Here is an 18,825-nt window from a genome sequence, read left to right on the forward strand (position 1 = left end):
TTTAATGTACTTATTTTGATGATTTTTAATGAAATTGATGAAAATATTGTATCTTCAATCAATGAAACGCTGCTTGCTTTTTCTGCTTTTTGTATTCACTTTTTCTTTCGGGCAAAAGGGATTCGAAATTGCAGATGACAAGAAAACAGTAATCCCATTTCAGCTGATTAATAATTTAATATTTGTTCCGCTAAATATTAATGGGGTTGATCTTACTTTTCTGCTGGATTCGGGTGTGAATGAAACCATTCTTTTTAGCCTCGACAGCAAGGAAATTAATTTTAACGACATCGAAAAAATAAAGTTTTCCGGGTTGGGAGAAAGCCGCGATATCGAAGGTTTACGATCGGAGAATAACATTGTCAAGATTGGGAAAGATTTCAAAGATTTTAATCATACGGTGTTTATTATTTTGGATGAAAGCATCAATTTTTCTTCACATGTTGGGATTCCGGTGAACGGAATTATCGGTTATCATTTCTTTAAAAATCATCCGATTTCAATTAATTATATCACTAAAAAAATCATCGTTTACCAAGACAAAACGCTTTTTGAAAAAAAAGTGAAAAGACATAGCGAATTTCCCATCACCGTTGAAAGCAACAAACCTTACTTGATGGCGGGAGTTGAAATGACTTCAACCCGAGTGGAATCGAAGATGTTGATCGATCTAGGAAACAGCGATGCAGTATGGCTTTTCCCGAAACTCATCAAAGATTTTGTGTATAATCGGCCGAATATTGATGATTATTTAGGACAAGGTTTTAATGGAGATATTTTTGGAAAAAGAAGCAGAATTCACCGTCTTTACATTGGCGATTTCGCATTCGAGAAACCTTTAACAGCGATGCCCGACGAATATTCCATTCAAAATTTAAAGTTGGTTCCCAACCGAAAAGGTTCGGTGGGAAGCGATATTTTAAGACGTTTTGAAGTGGTTTTTAATTATACTGAAAATAAAATTTACTTGAAGAAAAATAAACACTTCAACGATCCTTTTCTCTTTAACAAAAGTGGTTTAGACATTCGCCACGATGGAATGACTTGGGACAAAGATTTGGTCACCGTGGAAACTACAAAAAGCAACCGAGTAAGCGAAGGAGACAATGTTTATACCGCGAGAGATACCTTTCGATATCATTTTGTTTTGAAACCCAAATATTCGGTTTCTGGTTGCCGAAAAGACGCGCCGTGCTACATCGCAGGAATCAGGAAAGATGACAATATCATCAGTATTAACAAGAAAAAAGCAGGTGATTATACCTTGCAGAGAATCAATGATTTGATGAAAGATGATGATGGCACAAAAGTTAATTTTGAAATCGAAAGAGCGGGTAAAAAAATAATGTTTCAAATGATATTAAAAGATCCAATTCCTTACCAAGATGAAAATTGAAGAAACCGTTTTAGACCAGATTCGTTCGAGGCCGAGATTCAAAATGTACACTGAAATCAGTCGTGAAAAATATGCAGAAATCGTGAAAGAATTCCTCAACAGCCAATCGGAATATTATACTGGAAATATCAACTCCGAAACGGCAACGATTATGGTTAAAAGTGAGCACAACAACTTTTGGAAACCCTGCTTATCCCTACGAACCGAACACGATTCCGAGGAAAACAAAACGGTAATCCGCGGAATTTTCGGACCGACAAGCGCAGTGTGGACTTTCTTCATGTTCCTTTATTTCATCGGAAGCATTCTGTGGATGGTTTTTATCACGATCTGGTTTGTAGAAAAACAAATCAAAAGCAACGATTTTCCCTGGGCGCTCACGGCATCATTTGCCACTTTATTTTTATTGGCATTAACTTATTTCGCCACTAAAATCGGGCAATACCAAGCAAGAGAAGAAATGCGAAAACTTCGTGATTTCGCTGAGAAATCTATTCTCCAATTTGAAAAACAAGAAAATTAAGCCGCAGGTTTTACTTCCGTAGAAGTTGATGCTACAACTTCATCTCTTTTTTTCTGCTCTTCTAGAATTTTTTCAAGATGCGGATTGATAATGGAATTGAGTTCTTCCACCGAAATGTCGTTGGCTTTAGAATCTTCAATGAGCTTTTTCCAAGGTTTTTTGCCTCCCCATTGGTAATCACCGAAAACGATAACCGGTGTTCCGTTAGCTTTTACTGTAGCTCCACCTTTATTGAGAATCCAAGTATCCACCCAGCTATAAAGATATTTCGCATCGTCCATCAACAGTCTTAAACAAGAATGTGAGGCGGGGAATCCCGGCAAATCATATTGATGCCATCCAATTCCCAAAGTATTGTGAACATTAACGTTATAAGGCAATTTCCAATCACTGTCGATAGTAGAAATAGCAAGTTCTTTTTTCCAGTTGGCAAACATGAGTCCGCGTTTGGTTTGAGCCGCTTTTTTCCCCATACTTGTTGGTCCCCATTTGATTATTTTACCATTTTCGTACAACGCATACGCCTGAATAGGATAAGAGAAAAGCACCATTTTTTTCACATCTTTCAGCACATCCAATTGAGCTGGAAATGGCGAATACATCATCAAAGTTCGATCAAATTTATCGGGAATAGCGAGGGTATCAGCGCGCCATTTATTTTTAGAATCAAGGCGGTTTAAAGCCAAAATAGTATAACGTTCCTCTTCGGAAAACTGCTTATTGAAAAATGACATCGCCGAATCTTTTTTCTTCGCAGGGAAAATCATTGAGGTATATTTAATGACAGGTTTCGGAGCTTCTGCTTTAATTACTGAATCTTTTTTTTGAAGAAGATGTTGGTCAGCGGATTGACCAGAAATTTCATTGTCTTTTTTGCATTGAACAAGAACTGCCATCATCAAAGCGGCTAAAGCGATTCCAAATAAGGGTAAATTCTTCATTTTTTCTGCGGACATATTTTTTTCGTTTCCAATGAACTTTGCAAGAATAATACCACAAATAAAGCATTTCAAGAACTTTACAAAACTTTAATCAATGAAAATCTTCAGTACAACTACCCGCGATACATTTCCATATATTTCTCGGCAGATTTTTCCCAAGAGAAATTGAAACTCATATTCGATTGAACCAGACTTTCCATCAGCTCTTCTTGTCGGTAAACAAACAGCGCCCGATGCATCGCATGAACCGCATCATCAGCTGTTGCAGCGCCAAAATTAATTCCGCTTCCACGTGTTGATAAATCCTCCACTGTATCGCGCAAACCACCTGTATATCTCACAATTGGAATGGTTCCGTAGCGCATTGCATACATTTGGTTGAGTCCGCAAGGTTCCACTCGTGAAGGCATCAGCAAGAAATCGGAAGAAGCATAAATTTTATGAGAAAGATATTCTTTGTACCCCAAATCGAGTGCGAAATTGGAGAAAGAAGCATTGAGATGACTCAATTCATGTTCGATATGCGGATCGCCAGAACCCAAAACCATAATGTTGATGGCTCCATAAGTTTGTTGGATGCTTTTCCAAACAATTTCCGGGAGCAAATCAGCACCCTTCTCCCCAGCAAAACGACCAATAAAACTAAACAAAGGCAAATCTTCATTCAAGCCGTATTCTTTGCAAATCTCTTTTTTATTTTTAAGTTTTCCTTTTTGAGCCGTTTTTTTATGATAATGAAAATCCAGGAAAGGATCGGTGGCAGGATCCCAAACTTCAGCATCAATTCCGTTGATAATTCCGTAAGCTTTGTTTCTTTCATGATTCACAAGGCCTTCCAAACCACGGAAACTTTGGAGCAATTCATTTAAATACCCTTCAGAAACGGCATTGAAAGCGTGACAACATTTGATCATCGATGCCAAAGGATTGATGTAGCCGTCCCAATCGAGAAGGCCCCAGTTTTCACCATAAAACCAAGGCATATAGCTGGTCATTTCCCAACTCATTTGCCCTTGATATTCGCCATTATGGATGGTTCCTACCGTTTTCACGCCTTTCAAGAAACTGAATTCCGGGCAATGTTCAATCATAAACGGCACTAAACCGGTGTGATAATCGTGGCAATGCAAAATATCTGGACGAATTTCCATCGCAGTAAGCCAATGCAAAACACCATGTTGAAACGCCAAAAACTGCTGACTTTCATCCCAATATCCGTACGGATTATCGCGATCTAAAAGCCCAGGAATCTTCACCAAATACAAATCGAAGCCCAAAACTTTCGAGCGCTCTTTCATCACCTGAACCTGAAACATTTGGCGGCTTTGGTGAATCCAACCATCAAAAACAATTTCGAAACTGTGTTCATGCACAAAAGGTTTGTTGTACCAAGGCATAATCACGCTGGCTTCGACGCCTTCAATTTTATTGAGATATTTCGGTAAAGCTCCCACCACATCAGCAAGACCGCCGACTTTTGCAACAGGATAACATTCGATGGAAAGGTTGAAAATTTTCATTCTAAAGGATTGCAGTTTGGGATGAAATTTAAAATTGAATTAATCTTTTGTCGGTAAAACGTCTTTGGTTTCGATATTTTTCTTCGATTTTCTTTTGACCGTTTTTTTCTGTTTCAGCACTACGCCTGCAAGTGGCGGTAATTTCAGAATAATAGCATTTGGTCGGTACATCCATTCATCATCTTCTTCATCTACAATTTCAGCAATGACACCGCTTCCGCCGTATTTTTTATCATCAGAATTGAAAATCACTTCCCAATTTGTGCCTTCATTAACGCCAATCTTATAATCGAAAACCCTTGGTGTAAGGTTTAAAACCGTCATCGTCACTTCGTTTTCATCTTTACCTTTTCTTAGATAAATGTAAATGGAGTTTGCATCATCATTGGCTTCTACCCATTCAAAGCCGTGGCAATTGAACTGATTTTCATAAAAAGAAGGCTCACTGGTGTATAAATAATTCAGATCGCTCACAAAAGTTTGCAATCCTTTATGAATCGGATATTGCAATAAATGCCAGTCTAGACTTTGTTTGAAATTCCATTCATTGGTTTGTGCAAATTCGTCTCCCATGAACAAGAGTTTGGTTCCCGGATGGGTAAACATGTAAGTATAAAGCGCGCGCAGATTGGCAAATTTCTGCCATTCGTCGCCCGGCATTTTGAAGATTAAACTCGATTTTCCGTGTACAACCTCATCATGCGAAAGCGGCATCATATAATTTTCGTTATACATATACATCGATGCAAATGTGAGTTTGTGATGATGATATTTTCTGCCGATTGGATCTTCTTTGAAATATTTCAAGGTATCGTGCATCCAGCCCATCATCCATTTCATTCCGAATCCTACTCCACCATCGTGTACAGGTTTGGTAAGCATCGGGAAATCTGAACTTTCTTCAGCGATGGTGATGATATCTGGAAAATGTTTGTACACTGCGGTATTAAATTCCTGCAAAAACTGCTTGGCTTCTAAATTCACATTTCCACCATAAATATTCGGTTCCCATTCGCCTTCGTTTCGGGAATAATCCAAATGAAGCATAGAAGTTACAGCATCTACGCGCAACCCATCTGCATGATATCGATCGAGCCAAAACATTGCATTTGAAATCAAAAAAGAGCGCACTTCCGGTCTTCCGTAGTTGAAAATATGCGATTTCCAGTCAGGGTGAAATCCTTTTCTCGGATCTTCATGCTCATAAAGATAAGTTCCATCGAAAAAATGCAATCCGTTGGCATCACCCGGAAAATGCGACGGCACCCAATCGAGGATGACACCAATTCCGTTTTGGTGAAGTTCATCAATAAGAAACATTAAATCCTGTGGCGCTCCGAAACGTGATGTAGCAGCGAAAAATCCGGTCACTTGATACCCCCAACTCGGATCATAAGGATATTCCATCACCGGCATAAATTCCACATGAGTGAAATTCATTTCTTTTAAATAAGGAACTAATCGTTCGGCAATTTCGCGGTAACTGAAAAACCGATCAGGATAGTCCACGCCGCGCATCCAGGAACCCAAATGCACCTCGTAAACAGACATTGGAGCCTCCAAACTGTTCTTTTTGAAGCGTTCTTTCATCCAGTTTTTGTCGTTCCATTCGTACCAAGTGGTTGAAATCACCGAACTTGCTTGTACATTTTGCTCCCAACTCAAGGCAAAAGGATCGCCTTTTTCCAGCAGCACTCCGGTATTGGTTCGGATGGCATATTTGTAAATATTTCCCCAATTTAACCCTGAAATAAAACCTTCCCAAATCCCGGATTCGTCCCATCTCGGGTAGAGTTTATGTGATTCGGAATGCCAATTATTGAAATTCCCCACCACGGAAACTTCTTTCGCATGAGGAGCCCAAACGGCAAAGTAAACGCCTTTTTTTCCTTCAACTTCCACAGTGTGGGAGCCGAATTTATCGTAGAGTTGGTAATGTTTTCCTTCGCGGAAAAGGTAGATATCGTCGTCTGTAAACAGCGAATAAGGAATGACTTTTTCCATGGTGACGGAATTTTCTGAATGGTTATTTTAAAGGCCTTTTAATCATAGCCTATTGTCTCACCAAATATATTTAAAATTCAGGGAAAAATGTGTTAAATCTTAAATAAAAACACATCAACAATTTTACAAATAGAAACTTCAGTATTTTCTGCACAAAAAATCCCGTTTATTCTGCATTTTCAACAGTGTAAACGGGAATTTAAACAATTTAAATTATAGGTTAATCTTCTTTCGCAGAAGGTACTTTCACCGCAAGTTCATAAAGGTTTCCACGCATGAGAAACTTGATTCTTTCTCTAGTGGTCACGGTGTTCACTTCTCCGTTTTTCATGATGATGATTCGGTCGCCTTGAGCGATATTCTGGTCAGCAAGCCAATCTTCGGGAGCCACATCATTTTCTTTTTCTTTCATATCCTCCAAAATCGTTTCGGCCAATTCTTGGAAACGTTCATCGTAGGAATATAATACCTGATATTCAGGATCGAGACCTACTTTAAAGGTTTTCTTTTCGGCGATTAGGTTTCCGGTAGTATTGGGCATTGGATTATCTGAACCATCGGTAAATCCTACTTCGATCAATTCACCATTATTGGCTGATGCATAATCAACCACGTCTTGATAGGTTTCAAAATTGGTTACTACTATGTAATTTTCATACTGGTATTCTTGAAGTCTTTCTGTATTTTCCATTGTTTATTTTTTTATGATTTATTGAATTATTTTGATTCTTCTTTTACTTCCTGCCATTCATTATCTTTCAATTTAGCTTCTATTCTTTCTACTTTCAAGCTTTGTCTTAAATAAGCGAACAAACTCATGTAAACATTGGCAATAAAAACGATGATGAAAAATGCCACCAAATATCCTCGCCAATCCTCAAAAAACATGCTGAAACCGGTAAGCCACAGAAAAAAAAGCGTCACATAATGGCTGAAACAGTATTCACAGGTAAAAAGATAAAAGAACTTCCGTTGGTACAACTTGCTGCAATTTTTGGATTTCTCAACACAAAATTCCCGTGGTTCCCTGAAAATTTCCTCGTGAGTGACCGTCCATGCAATACACGCAACCGGTATTGCTACAATGAATAACCTAAACAGCTGCTCTGCAAGTGCCATCATGAATTTATTATTTTCAATATCAACTTCAAAAGTAATGCCAGCGAAAGTATTGGTGCTGAATTTGTATATTTGAAAAGATAATTCTATAAAATATGTCTAAAGAATGTTGCAGTACTGACAAAAAACCGTCAAAAACAAAGCATGTTTCATCAGATCATGAACATCACGAAAACGAAGGACACAATCATAGCCATTCCCACGAAAATGATGAAAGAACGACCTTTCAGATGTTTCTTCCCGCATTGATTTCTTTTGCATTGTTGCTTATCGGAATTGCATTTGATTATCTTATCAAACCTTCATGGTTTAGTGGATGGCCTCGTTTTGCACTTTATCTTTTAGCCTATATTCCTGTAGGATTTCCAGTGATAAAAGAAGCTTTTTTAAGCATTAAAAACGGTGATTTTTTCTCAGAATTTCTTCTGATGACGATTGCAACGGTGGGCGCATTTGCGATCGGAGAATATCCGGAAGGCGTTGCGGTAATGCTTTTTTATTCCGTAGGTGAAGTTTTCCAGACGATGGCGGTGCAAAAAGCGCAACTCAACATTAAAACTTTGCTCGATCAGCGACCCGATGAAATCACGATATTGGAAAACAATATTCCCACAATTTTAAAGGCCGAAAAAGCAGAAATCGGACAAATAATTCAGCTAAAACCAGGCGAAAAACTTGCGCTGGATGGCGAACTTATTTCGGAAACCGCAGCTTTCAACACCGCAGCTTTAACCGGAGAAAGCAAACCAGATTCCCTGAAAAAAGGCGATCCTGTTTTGGCAGGAATGATCAATTTGAACACCATTTCCCTTGTGAAAATCAACACGCTTTATCAGGATTCTAAATTGTCGAAAATTCTTCAGTTGGTTCAAAACGCAAGTTCCCAAAAAGCAAAAACCGAACTTTTCATCCGAAAATTTGCTAAAATCTACACGCCGATTGTAGTTTTTCTGGCTATTGGAATTTGCCTTCTTCCCTACTTTTTTGTTGCAAATTATGAGTTCCGCGACTGGCTTTATCGCGCTTTGGTGTTTCTGGTAATTTCTTGTCCTTGTGCTTTGGTGATTTCTATTCCGCTTGGTTATTTTGGTGGAATTGGAGCCGGAAGCAAAAACGGAATTTTATTTAAAGGAAGCAACTTTCTGGATATTTTAGCCAATATTCAAAATCTGGTGATGGATAAAACCGGAACGATGACTGAAGGTGTTTTTAAAGTTCAGGAAGCATTTATTGAAAAAGATTTTAATCAGCAGGAAATTCTTCAATATTTGAATGTTTTGGAAAGCAAATCTACCCATCCAATTGCTATTGCAGTTCATGAATTCGTAGGTGAAATCGACCATGCTATTGTTGTTGAAAATCTCGAAGAAATTGCCGGTCATGGACTGAAAGGAAACATTAATGGAAAAGAATTTCTCGCCGGAAACTTCAAACTGATGGAAAAGTTTAATATTCAGCATCAAATCAATCATACTGCGGTTTCCGACACCGTAATTGCGATGGCTTATGATGGTAAATTCGCTGGATATCTCACCATTTCAGACCAAATTAAAGAAGACGCTGCACAAACAGTGGCTGAACTGAAAAAATTAGGAATTAAAACCACAATGTTAAGCGGTGACAAATCTTCTGTAGTAATGGAAGTTGCCAAAAAACTTGGAATTACCAATGCTTTCGGAGACCTTCTCCCAGAAGATAAAGTCAACAAGATGAAAGAAATGAAAGCCCGAAATGAAAGCGTGGCATTTGTTGGTGATGGCGTAAATGACGCTCCTGTAGTCGCTTTGAGCGATGTGGGAATGGCGATGGGCGGACTCGGAAGCGATGCCACCGTAGAAACTGCCGATGTTGTGATTCAGGATGATAAACCCTCGAAAATTCCGATGGCAATAAGAATTGGAAAAGAAACAAAAAAAATCGTTTGGCAAAATATAATACTTGCATTTAGCGTAAAAGCAGTAGTTCTCATTCTTGGAGCTGGAGGTTTGGCCACGATGTGGGAAGCGGTTTTTGCGGATGTTGGCGTAGCACTTTTGGCCATTCTCAATGCCGTTCGGATTCAGAATATGAATTTCTCTAAAAAATAATAGATTTTCAAACAAAATAAGTTTCTAAACAAGCCGAATTCGCTTCAGTTTTCATTTAAAGATGAAGTGTTTACAAGCATTTTTTAATTTCATTGATTCGATAGGATTCAAAGCTTGTTTCGGGTGATTCTACTTGCTTCCAATATTTGTTTCCTAAAAATTCCTTACTTTTAAGGCAAATTTTAAAAAATGAAAAGAAGAAACTTATTGCTTTCCGCAATACTTTTTCCCGCAGCAATGGCTTTCGCACAGCAATACGGCGGTATGTGGATCCCCACAGAACTCAACGAAAAGGAAATGAAAGATTTGGGAATGAAAATCTCAGCAAAACAGATTTTTGACCCTTCCAAACCGAGTATTAAAGATGCAGTAGTACAATTTGATGGAGGCTGTACCGCTGAAATCATCTCTCCTCAAGGTTTGCTTCTCACCAATCACCATTGCGGTTATGACAATATCCAAAATCATTCTACCGTAGAAAATGATTTGCTGACCAATGGTTTCTGGGCGAAAGATATGAATGGCGAATTGCCAAATCCCGGCGTTACCGTTGATTTCATTGCAGATATCAAAGAAGTAACAAATGAAGTTTTAGCCGGAACCCAAAATCTGGATGCTAAAGCTGCTCAGGAATTGATTAACAAGAATTTAGAAACCGTAAAAGCAGGATTCAAGCTAGAATCTTGGCAAAAAGTAGTCATCAAACCGATGTATTACGGCAATAAATATTACGCTTATATCATCGAAACCTACAAAGACATCCGTTTGGTTGGTGCACCACCACAAAGCATCGGAAAATTCGGTTCTGATACCGACAACTGGGTTTGGCCAAGACATACCGGAGATTTCTCAATGTTCAGAATCTATGCTGATAAGAACAATAAACCTGCGGAATACTCCAAAGACAATATCCCTTACAAACCGAAATATTTTTTACCCGTTTCCATTAAAGACAAGCAGGAAAATGACTTCACTTTCGTGTTTGGATTTCCGGGAAGAACTACGGAATATCTACCGGCTATTGCGGTTGAAAAAATCATGAACGAAACCGATCCTGCGATGATTTCGGTGCGTGAAGTAGCGTTGAAAACTTTAGATGAAAAAATGCGAACCGACGCGGCAACCAGAATTAAATATGCTTCAAAATACACTTCTGTAGCGAATTATTGGAAAAAATGGATTGGCGAAGTGGAAGGTTTGAAGAAATCTGATGCGGTGAGTAAAAAGAAGAATTATGAACAAACTTTAATCGCTAAAAATGCTCAAATAAAACCGACCATCGATGAGTTGAACCAACTTTATACCGAGCAAGCGCCATATAACCTGAACAAAGCTTATTATTCTGAAGTGTTAAGAAATGCAGAAACGTTAACCTTAACCAACAATTATTACAATTTCGTAAAAGCTGTAGAAGCCGGGAAAATGGATGCGAAAACTGCTGAAAGTTTCAAAGCCAGATTATCGAGTATTTACAAAGACTACGATGCAGTTTTGGATGCTAAAGTAACTGCGAAATTGCTCGCACTTTACGCCAATAAAACTCCGAAACAATTTCTACCGGCAGGTTTCGAGCAATACAAAGACGAAAACCAAAACCTGAAATCCATCGAAGAACTTTCGAAGAATTCAATCATTACAGGACGAGGAACTTTGAATGGCGCAACGACTTATTCCGACATTAATAAAGTATTTGCAGATCAGAACGCCTTGGTTCAAAACCTTAAAAATGATCCGCTCATGAAGCTTTTAACCGCTTTTAGAGAACATTATATAGCAAGTACCGATGCGAAAGTTACCGCGTACCAACAGCAAATTGATGTGCTACAGAAGAAATTCATGGCGCAGCAAATGGAAACCGACAAAGCCCGCAAATTCTTCCCGGATGCCAATTCTACCCTTCGTGTAACTTACGGACAGGTAAAAGGTTCTAACCCGAGAGACGCGGTTTCTTACGGCTACCAAACGCATATCGCAGGAATTATGGAGAAATATGTTCCTGGAGATTATGAATTTGATGTTCCTAAAAAACTGATCCAATTGTACAATACCAAAGATTACGGAATTTACAAAGACAAAACCGGCGATGTACCTGTGAACTTCACTGCAACCAACCACACGACCGGCGGAAATTCCGGAAGTCCGGCGCTGGATGCTTACGGAAATCTTGTGGGACTGAACTTTGACAGACAATGGGAAGGCACGATGAGCGACATCAATTATGACCCGCGATTCAGCCGAAATATTATGGTGGACACCAAATACATTCTTTTCGTGATTGATAAATATGCCGATGCAAAATGGCTTATCAATGAGATGAAAATAGTAAAGTAGTTTTTTTTAGTAGTTAAGTAAAGGACGCGCCCTTGTGGTGCGTTCTTTTTTTTTTGCGTTTGTTTGATGGAGGTTTTTATTTTTCTGGCGTAAGTGTTATTGTATCTCGGAGAATATGAATATATTTGAATAGTGTGGTGGATTTGAAAAATTCTTTCTTGTGGGTAAACTCGGAGAGGGGATTACAAAAAGCAAACGGGATGTTAGCAACAATTATAAAAACCTTTATCCAATAGAAAATGCCAGATAAAAACGAAATAGAAAGAAGAAAACAAATAAAAAAAGAATTGAGAGAAAAAGCTAAACTTGAATTTGAAAATTCACTTCCAATTTCAAGAGAAAAATTCACTCAATTATTTGATTTTTTAGATGAAAAACTTAGCGAATATGATTGTGATGATTCATTAACACTAACGGTGGAATTTTTACAAGAAAACAAAATTGAAAAAATTGAAAAAATTGAAAGCTGGCTTCAAGAAAATGGAGCTTATTGTGATTGTGAGGTATTAAATAATGTTGAGGAAATGTTCGAAGATAATGCAATCTAATAAACTCAAGAAATATCAAAGAATTAGTCTTTTGGTATTTATTTTCATTCTTATGATTTATTTAAATCGTAATTCTCTAATTTACAGGAATGTAATAGGTTTTTTAGAAACAAAATCCACAAAAGCCGTAATTATTTCTGAAAAAGAAGGAATGAGAGGTTCGCATCTAACTGGTTCTTTTGGTTATTATTATGAATTCAATGTAGACGATAATGTTTACAAAAATCCAAGTTATAACGAAAACTATAAGATTGGTGATTCTGTGAAAATACTTTACGCGATAAAGTTTCCTTTCATAAATAAAATAACTGAAAAAAAATAAAAAAGGTGAAATTTCGGTTTCACCTTTTTTTTTGGAATGTTTAGAAAAACAGATTAATATCCGAAAATCTCTTCCAGAGATACTTCTTGGAAGGTTCCCATTTTGTTGATGGCTGACATATCTAGGTTTTCTTTTTTCCCGATGATGGCAGTGTTGTATTTCATTGGTTTTACTTCGTTATTGTAGAAATTGGTTACATCCGCCAAGGTCAGTTTTTCAATTTCTGCATAGATATCTTTTCTTAAATCATAGTCGATTCCCAGTTTTTTGAGGTTCATTTGATTAAAGAAAATATTGGTTCTGTTGATTCTTCCTGAAGCGATTTGTTTTAATGCCGCATTTTTAGCATTTTCAAATTGTGCCGGAACTTGTGGCAAATTCGCCATCAATTCATCCATTGCATTTACCGCTTGTGGCAATTTATTCGCTTGAGTTCCGATGTAAGTCGTTACATAATCTGGGTGATTCAACTCGCCATTAGCAGCATAAGAAACATACGCAGAATACGCTAAACTCTTGCTCTCACGAATTTCTTGGAATACGATAGAAGACAATCCACGTCCGAAATATTCATTGAATACATTGATTTTCCCAAAGTTTTTCAGGTTCACATTGCTTCCCTTTCCTACTTTGCTCATTTCGGTTTGTACCATATCGTAATTGGTAAAGAATACTTTGCCTTCAGTAGCCGGTTCTGGATAGATTTTCTTTTCCGGAGCTTTGATGGTTTCTTTTTCTACGAAAGGTTTCGCGTATTTTTTGAACGCATTGAAATCATTTCCGTAAAAGAAGATTTCATAAGGCATATTCAATAGATTTTTGATTTTAGCGGTCATTTCTTCAGACTTGATGGATTTCAATCTTTCCGCAGAAACTACATCCGAAAATCTCGAAACTTTCCCATATTTCGCATAGTTGGAAAGTGCAGCCATAATTCTCGCTTTATCTTTTTTGGCAACTTCACGACCTTCAAGGATGGTTTTTATGTTCTCTTCATATACTTTTTGGTCTGGTTTTGCATTTTCCAACCAATTTTTAAGCAACTCGATTCCTCTTGGCATATTTTCTTCCAAACCGCTTAAAGAAATAATCAACTGGTCCGGAGAGGTACGGAAATCGTTTGAAATTCCTAGTTTGAAGAATTCTTTTTTCAAATCTTCCGCAGAAATCTTGTCGGTTCCCAAATATTGCAACACTTGTGTCGCTAATCCTAGTTCTTTATCGTTATCGCTACCGAATGGGAAAATGAAATAGGTTTGCGCAATATCGTTGTATTTATTATTTACGAAACTTACTTTTTTGCCTGCAATTTTATCGGTTTTAATGGCTTTTGAATAATCAATAAATTCCGGTTTAATTTCAGAAGATTTTTCACTGATGATTTCTTTCAAGAAAGGTGATTGATCTACTTTGTTAAGTTTAATCGGTGTGATTCCCGGATTTTCAACGCGAACCAATTTATCGTTTACTCCTTTTTCTTTTTTAATGACTACATAATTATCCTTGAAGAATTCATTGGCAAATTTTACCACATCTTCTTTGGTAATTTTCTCGTACTCATTAATTTGGTTGAGTTCCTGATCCCAATTTTGATTATTGATATAGCTTCCGTACAAAGCAGTTGCTAAACCATCAGCAGTTTCCAGAGATTTCATCTGCTGAATTTTCATATCATTAATGATTGCCGGAATTTGCCAATCTTGGAATTCTCCTTTTTTGATGAGTTCGATTTGATCGAGCAATAATTTTTGAGCTTCGTCTAAAGTTTGTCCGTTTTTCGGAACAATCATCATTGAGAAACTTCCGTAGGTTTTGAACGGAGATGAATAAGACATCGCACGCAACGCTTTCTGGCTTTGATTAATGTTTAAATCAATTAAACCAGTTTCCCCAGAATTGGAAAGTAAGTTGGCTACAATTTCCGCAAGTCTTGCGTCTTTAGTTCCGTAAGAATCTGTTCTCCAAGCAATTTGCAAACGCTCTGCTGAAGGGCTTTTTACGGTTCTTTCTACGATTTTGGTCATTGGATCCTCCGAAACCATTTTCTTCATCGGCAATTCTTTGTATGCAAAAGAACCGAAATATTGATCCACGAGTTTGATGGTTTTATCAAAATCTAAATCGCCCACCAAAACCATTGCATAATTATTCGGAACGTAATAAGTATCAAAATACTTGTGAATCGCTACCATTGAAGGGTTTTTCAAGTGCTCAGATTTCCCGATAGTGGTTTGCTGACCGTTCGGATGTTTCGGGAACAAAGCGTCCATCAGTTCATAATTCACCAAACGAGAATCGTTGTCCTGTGCACGGTTGTACTCTTCGTAAACCGCCTCTAATTCGGTGTGGAACAACCTTAAAACAAGTTCAGAGAATCTTTCTTTCTCTACTTTTAACCATTTTTCCAATTCGTTGCTTGGAATGTTGTTTTTATAAACTGTTTCGTCGAGCCAAGTGTGCGCGTTGGTTCCTGTTGCTCCCAAAGAAGAAATCGCTTTGTCGTATTCATTTGCAATCGCATATTTACTAGCTTCTTGAGAAACCTCATCGATTTTTTTATAGAGTTCCTTTTTCTTTTCAGGATTTTGTTCGGCTTTATGTTGTTCGTAAAGCGCTGAAATTTGGTCCAAAAGTGGTTTTTCCTTTGCCCAATTCGCTGAAGCCAATTTTGAGGTTCCTTTGAACATCATGTGCTCCAAATAGTGCGCTAAACCTGTATTATCAGAAGGATCATTATTACTTCCTGTTCTTACAGGAATATAGGTTTGGATTCTTGGGGCATCAAAATTTTGGGCAAGATAAACTTTCAACCCATTTTTTAAGGTATAAACTCTTACTCCACTTTTATCGTTGACTACCGTTTCATACGAATATCCGGCTTTGTCGGTCAATTTTTTTGTTTCAAATTGTTGTGCATTCATCATTGTTAACGCTCCTATTATGGTTAATGTAGTGAGGATTTTTTTCATGTAATACTCTGTTTAAATTGATAGTTTTAAAATTGGTGAGGTTTCAGCATGTTTTCAGGATCGAGGATTTCATCTAATTTCTCTTGAGAAAGAATGCCTTTTTCCAGAACTAGATTATAAACGCTATTTCCGGTTTCAAGGGCTTCTTTAGCGATTTCAGTAGAATTTTTGTAGCCGATATATGGATTTAGCGCCGTTACAATTCCTATGCTGTGTTTCACCATATTGAGGCAAATTTCTTTGTTGGCAGTAATTCCGGTGATGCATTTTTCTCTTAAAGTATCCAACGCATTTCCCAAGAAATTGATGCTTTCCATGATCGCATGCGAAAGAACCGGTTCCATCACATTGAGTTGTAATTGTCCAGCTTCTGCAGCAAAAGTCACCGTCAAATCGTTTCCAATCACTTTGTAGCAGACCTGATTTACCACTTCTGGGATTACAGGATTCACTTTTCCGGGCATAATTGAGGAACCAGGCTGCATCGGCGGTAGATTGATTTCAAAAAAACCTGCGCGCGGACCCGATGAAAGTAATCTTAAATCATTACAAATTTTAGAAAGCTTCACCGCAAGTCTTTTCATTGCAGAAGAATAAATCACATAAGAACCTGTATCCGGCGTAGCTTCGACCAAATTAGGCGCAGAAACTATCTGATATCCTGAAATCTGAGAAAGGTTTTTGGCACAAAGCAGCGCGTAACCAACCGGTGCGTTAATTCCCGTACCAATCGCGGTAGCTCCCATATTGATTTCCACAAAAAGGTTCGCATTGCTGTTCAATTTAGAAATATCTTCCTCCAAAGTTGCTGCAAACGCTTCAAATTCCTGACCTAAAGTCATCGGAACCGCATCTTGAAGTTGGGTACGCCCCATTTTGATTACTTTGCTAAATTCCTGTCCTTTTGCTCTAAAAGCGGCAATGGTTTTTTGGAGTTTTTCCACCAACAGGTCATTCATTTGAATGAGTGCCATTTTTATTGCAGTTGGGTATGCATCGTTGGTAGATTGAGAGAGATTGATATGATCATTGGGCGAACAAAACTGATAATCCCCTTTTTCTTTTCCTAATTTTTCCAATACACGGTTGGCGATTACTTCATTGGCATTCATGTTGACCGAAGTTCCAGCACCACCCTGAATCATATCGATAGGAAACTGATCATGAAGTTGACCTTCCATTATTTCATCACAAGTTTCTGCAATGTTGCGATAAAGATTTTCTTCCAGTAAACCCAACTCGTAATTGGTTTTTGCTGCTGCTTTTTTCACCATCGCTAAAGCTTTGATAAAATGCGGATAGGAAGAAAGATACTGACCAGAGATTTTAAAATTTTCAATAGCACGCTGAGTCTGAACACCATAGTAAGCATTTTTTGGCACTTGCAAAGTACCTAACAAATCGCTTTCATTTCTGAAATTTTCCATAAAAATAATTTGATGAAAAGTTAAGGTAAAATGTTCAATTTTAAAAATAGATTTGAGATTTTCCCAATAAAATCGGGCGATAGATTACCGCCCGAAAGATTTTTCCATATTAAATTAAGTTCTACTTATTTGGATATTTGGAGTTTAAAGCTTGTAAAATCGCCCATGTTTCCGCGTCCATCATTCCGTCATAATTTTCCGGTCTGAAATGGAACTGAAAAGCTTCTATCGTTTTTTTGGTGGCATCATCTACCATACCTGAAGGTTCCAAACCATAGCCTAACGTTTTCAACGCAGTTTGGTATTTGAAAATAAACTGAGCATCTGCAAGACTAGCAGCGAAGGTTTCCGGCACGATTTCGTCATAAAAACCTTGTTTTACGGCCTCATCATACCACATTCCAATCTGATATTCATCGTAGAGTTTTTTCCAAGGAAATTTAGGACCAGGATCTTGTTTTCTGGTAGGCGCAATATCCGAATGGGCCAAAATATTGGTTGGTGGGATCATATATCGATCCGCAATATCTTTAACCAAAGCTGCCACTTTTTTCATTTGGGCATCATCAAACTCAGGGAAAACTCTATTTCCAGAAGCATCCGTTTTGTATCCTGCATTTACGATTTCAATTCCAATCGAAGTATCATTAAGCATTTTATCGTTTCTCCATGCGCTGATTCCTGCGTGGTATGATCTTTTGTTTTCATCTACCAATTGATAGATTTCTTTATCACCCAAATTGTTCACCAGATAATGTGCACTTACCGATTGCTGAGTAAGTACGGTCACCGATTTATCATCATCCAAAGCTGTATAATGTAGAATAATGTATTTCTGACGGAAATTTTGTGCTACTGCAGGGAAAAAAGTCTTCACTATTTTATATCCGGAAGGATTGGCAGAAACAATAGAACCATAACTGATGGTATTATCGTTTTTGGAGGCATCTGCAATATTTATTTTATAAAAATCATATCCACCTTCCTTTTTTATCTCCGAATTAGACTGTACCGGAGTCGGCTTTTTTACCGTTGTTTTTACGTTCTGCACCGCAGTTTGAGGTGCAGTGGAATTTTTTTGAATATTTTTTTGTGAACCACAAGAAAAAAGTACAAAACTTAATCCTATGAAATATAAGGAATTACGCATTTTCATTTTTTTTAATTGATTAATTTTTCAAAAATACAAAAAAAATTAAGCAAAAAATTTTGGTTAGTATCAAAAACTATCCTATATTTGCACTCGCAATTACAGAAAAGAAGTTCTTAAAAAATATTGCAAAGGAGGGTTGCCGGAGTGGTTAACGGAGCAGTTTGCTAAACTGTCGACCCGAAAGGGTCGCGTGGGTTCGAATCCCACACCCTCCGCAACCTTTGCACAAATTTATTCGGGGCGTAGCGTAGTCCGGTCATCGCGCCTGGTTTGGGACCAGGAGGTCGCAGGTTCGAATCCTGCCGCCCCGACTTTTTTCTCACAAATTCCTTCGGGAATTTTTTATTTTCACTTTAGGGTGCGTAGCTCAGCTGGATAGAGCATCTGCCTTCTAAGCAGACGGTCTCAGGTTCGAATCCTGACGCGCTCACTTTTGAAAACAAAGACTTACAATGAATTGTAAGTCTTTTTTTATGCCAATAATA

General features: G+C 37.8%; 13 protein-coding genes and 3 tRNA genes. 8 read left to right on the forward strand and 8 right to left on the reverse strand.

The window, feature by feature from the left end:
- The first annotated feature begins 61 nt into the window (after window positions 1–61).
- Window positions 62–1,396, forward strand: a complete 1,335-nt coding sequence (locus tag NOV28_RS05470; protein ID WP_255928385.1) for an aspartyl protease family protein — start codon at window positions 62–64, stop codon at window positions 1,394–1,396.
- A complete protein-coding gene (locus NOV28_RS05475) occupies window positions 1,386–1,919 on the forward strand; it encodes a hypothetical protein (RefSeq protein ID WP_255928387.1) in 534 nt (177 codons plus the stop codon). Before NOV28_RS05470 ends, NOV28_RS05475 begins: the two co-directional genes overlap by 11 nt.
- On the opposite strand, the gene NOV28_RS05480 is transcribed toward NOV28_RS05475, so the two are convergent.
- The 5 genes from NOV28_RS05480 to NOV28_RS05500 all read right to left on the reverse strand — a co-directional run bounded on the left by NOV28_RS05480 (window position 1,916) and on the right by NOV28_RS05500 (window position 7,506).
- Entirely contained in the window at window positions 1,916–2,860 is a 945-nt protein-coding gene (locus NOV28_RS05480) for a L,D-transpeptidase (RefSeq protein WP_255928389.1), read from the reverse strand. The two genes, NOV28_RS05475 and NOV28_RS05480, sit on opposite strands and share 4 nt — an antisense overlap.
- A gap of 113 nt (window positions 2,861–2,973) precedes the next feature.
- Window positions 2,974–4,380 carry a glycogen synthase gene (locus tag NOV28_RS05485; protein ID WP_255928391.1) on the reverse strand — a complete coding sequence of 469 codons (1,407 nt, stop codon included), beginning with the start codon at window positions 4,378–4,380 and terminating at the stop codon, window positions 2,974–2,976.
- A 39-nt stretch (window positions 4,381–4,419) separates the two neighbouring features.
- Window positions 4,420–6,384: a 1,4-alpha-glucan branching protein GlgB gene (gene glgB / locus NOV28_RS05490; RefSeq protein ID WP_255928393.1), complete on the reverse strand. Its 1,965-nt coding sequence runs from the start codon at window positions 6,382–6,384 to the stop codon at window positions 4,420–4,422.
- Between the two features lie 220 nt (window positions 6,385–6,604).
- Complete coding sequence (locus NOV28_RS05495) at window positions 6,605–7,075, reverse strand: hypothetical protein (RefSeq protein ID WP_255928395.1); 471 nt, start codon at window positions 7,073–7,075, stop codon at window positions 6,605–6,607.
- A gap of 26 nt (window positions 7,076–7,101) precedes the next feature.
- A complete protein-coding gene (locus NOV28_RS05500; RefSeq protein ID WP_255928397.1) occupies window positions 7,102–7,506 on the reverse strand; it encodes a hypothetical protein in 405 nt (134 codons plus the stop codon).
- 92 nt (window positions 7,507–7,598) lie between these two features.
- Here NOV28_RS05500 and NOV28_RS05505 point away from each other — a divergent pair, with 92 nt between their 5' ends.
- The 3 genes from NOV28_RS05505 (at window position 7,599) to NOV28_RS05515 (ending at window position 12,469) form a co-directional block, all read left to right on the forward strand.
- Window positions 7,599–9,590 carry a heavy metal translocating P-type ATPase gene (locus NOV28_RS05505; protein WP_255928399.1) on the forward strand — a complete coding sequence of 664 codons (1,992 nt, stop codon included), beginning with the start codon at window positions 7,599–7,601 and terminating at the stop codon, window positions 9,588–9,590.
- 189 nt (window positions 9,591–9,779) lie between these two features.
- Window positions 9,780–11,921 (forward strand): S46 family peptidase, encoded by a 2,142-nt coding sequence (locus NOV28_RS05510; protein ID WP_255928401.1) that lies wholly within the window; start codon window positions 9,780–9,782, stop codon window positions 11,919–11,921.
- A 239-nt stretch (window positions 11,922–12,160) separates the two neighbouring features.
- Window positions 12,161–12,469, forward strand: coding sequence for a DUF2695 domain-containing protein (locus NOV28_RS05515; protein WP_255928403.1), 309 nt, complete (start codon window positions 12,161–12,163; stop codon window positions 12,467–12,469).
- A 375-nt stretch (window positions 12,470–12,844) separates the two neighbouring features.
- On the opposite strand, the gene NOV28_RS05520 is transcribed toward NOV28_RS05515, so the two are convergent.
- From NOV28_RS05520 to NOV28_RS05530, 3 genes are all read right to left on the reverse strand, one after another.
- Complete coding sequence (locus NOV28_RS05520) at window positions 12,845–15,760, reverse strand: M16 family metallopeptidase (RefSeq protein WP_255928405.1); 2,916 nt, start codon at window positions 15,758–15,760, stop codon at window positions 12,845–12,847.
- A 26-nt stretch (window positions 15,761–15,786) separates the two neighbouring features.
- Window positions 15,787–17,187, reverse strand: a complete 1,401-nt coding sequence (gene aspA / locus NOV28_RS05525) for an aspartate ammonia-lyase (RefSeq protein WP_255928407.1) — start codon at window positions 17,185–17,187, stop codon at window positions 15,787–15,789.
- Between the two features lie 121 nt (window positions 17,188–17,308).
- Window positions 17,309–18,337, reverse strand: a complete 1,029-nt coding sequence (locus tag NOV28_RS05530) for an N-acetylmuramoyl-L-alanine amidase (protein ID WP_255928409.1) — start codon at window positions 18,335–18,337, stop codon at window positions 17,309–17,311.
- Window positions 18,338–18,470: 133 nt separating this feature from the next.
- Here NOV28_RS05530 and NOV28_RS05535 point away from each other — a divergent pair.
- The 3 genes from NOV28_RS05535 to NOV28_RS05545 all read left to right on the forward strand — a co-directional run bounded on the left by NOV28_RS05535 (window position 18,471) and on the right by NOV28_RS05545 (window position 18,770).
- Window positions 18,471–18,555 (forward strand) — tRNA-Ser (locus NOV28_RS05535).
- A 21-nt stretch (window positions 18,556–18,576) separates the two neighbouring features.
- Window positions 18,577–18,651 (forward strand) — tRNA-Pro (locus NOV28_RS05540).
- A gap of 45 nt (window positions 18,652–18,696) precedes the next feature.
- Window positions 18,697–18,770 (forward strand) — tRNA-Arg (locus NOV28_RS05545).
- The last annotated feature ends 55 nt before the right edge of the window (window positions 18,771–18,825 follow it).

This window comes from Kaistella montana, from assembly GCF_024436175.1.
Lineage (GTDB): Bacteria > Bacteroidota > Bacteroidia > Flavobacteriales > Weeksellaceae > Kaistella > Kaistella montana.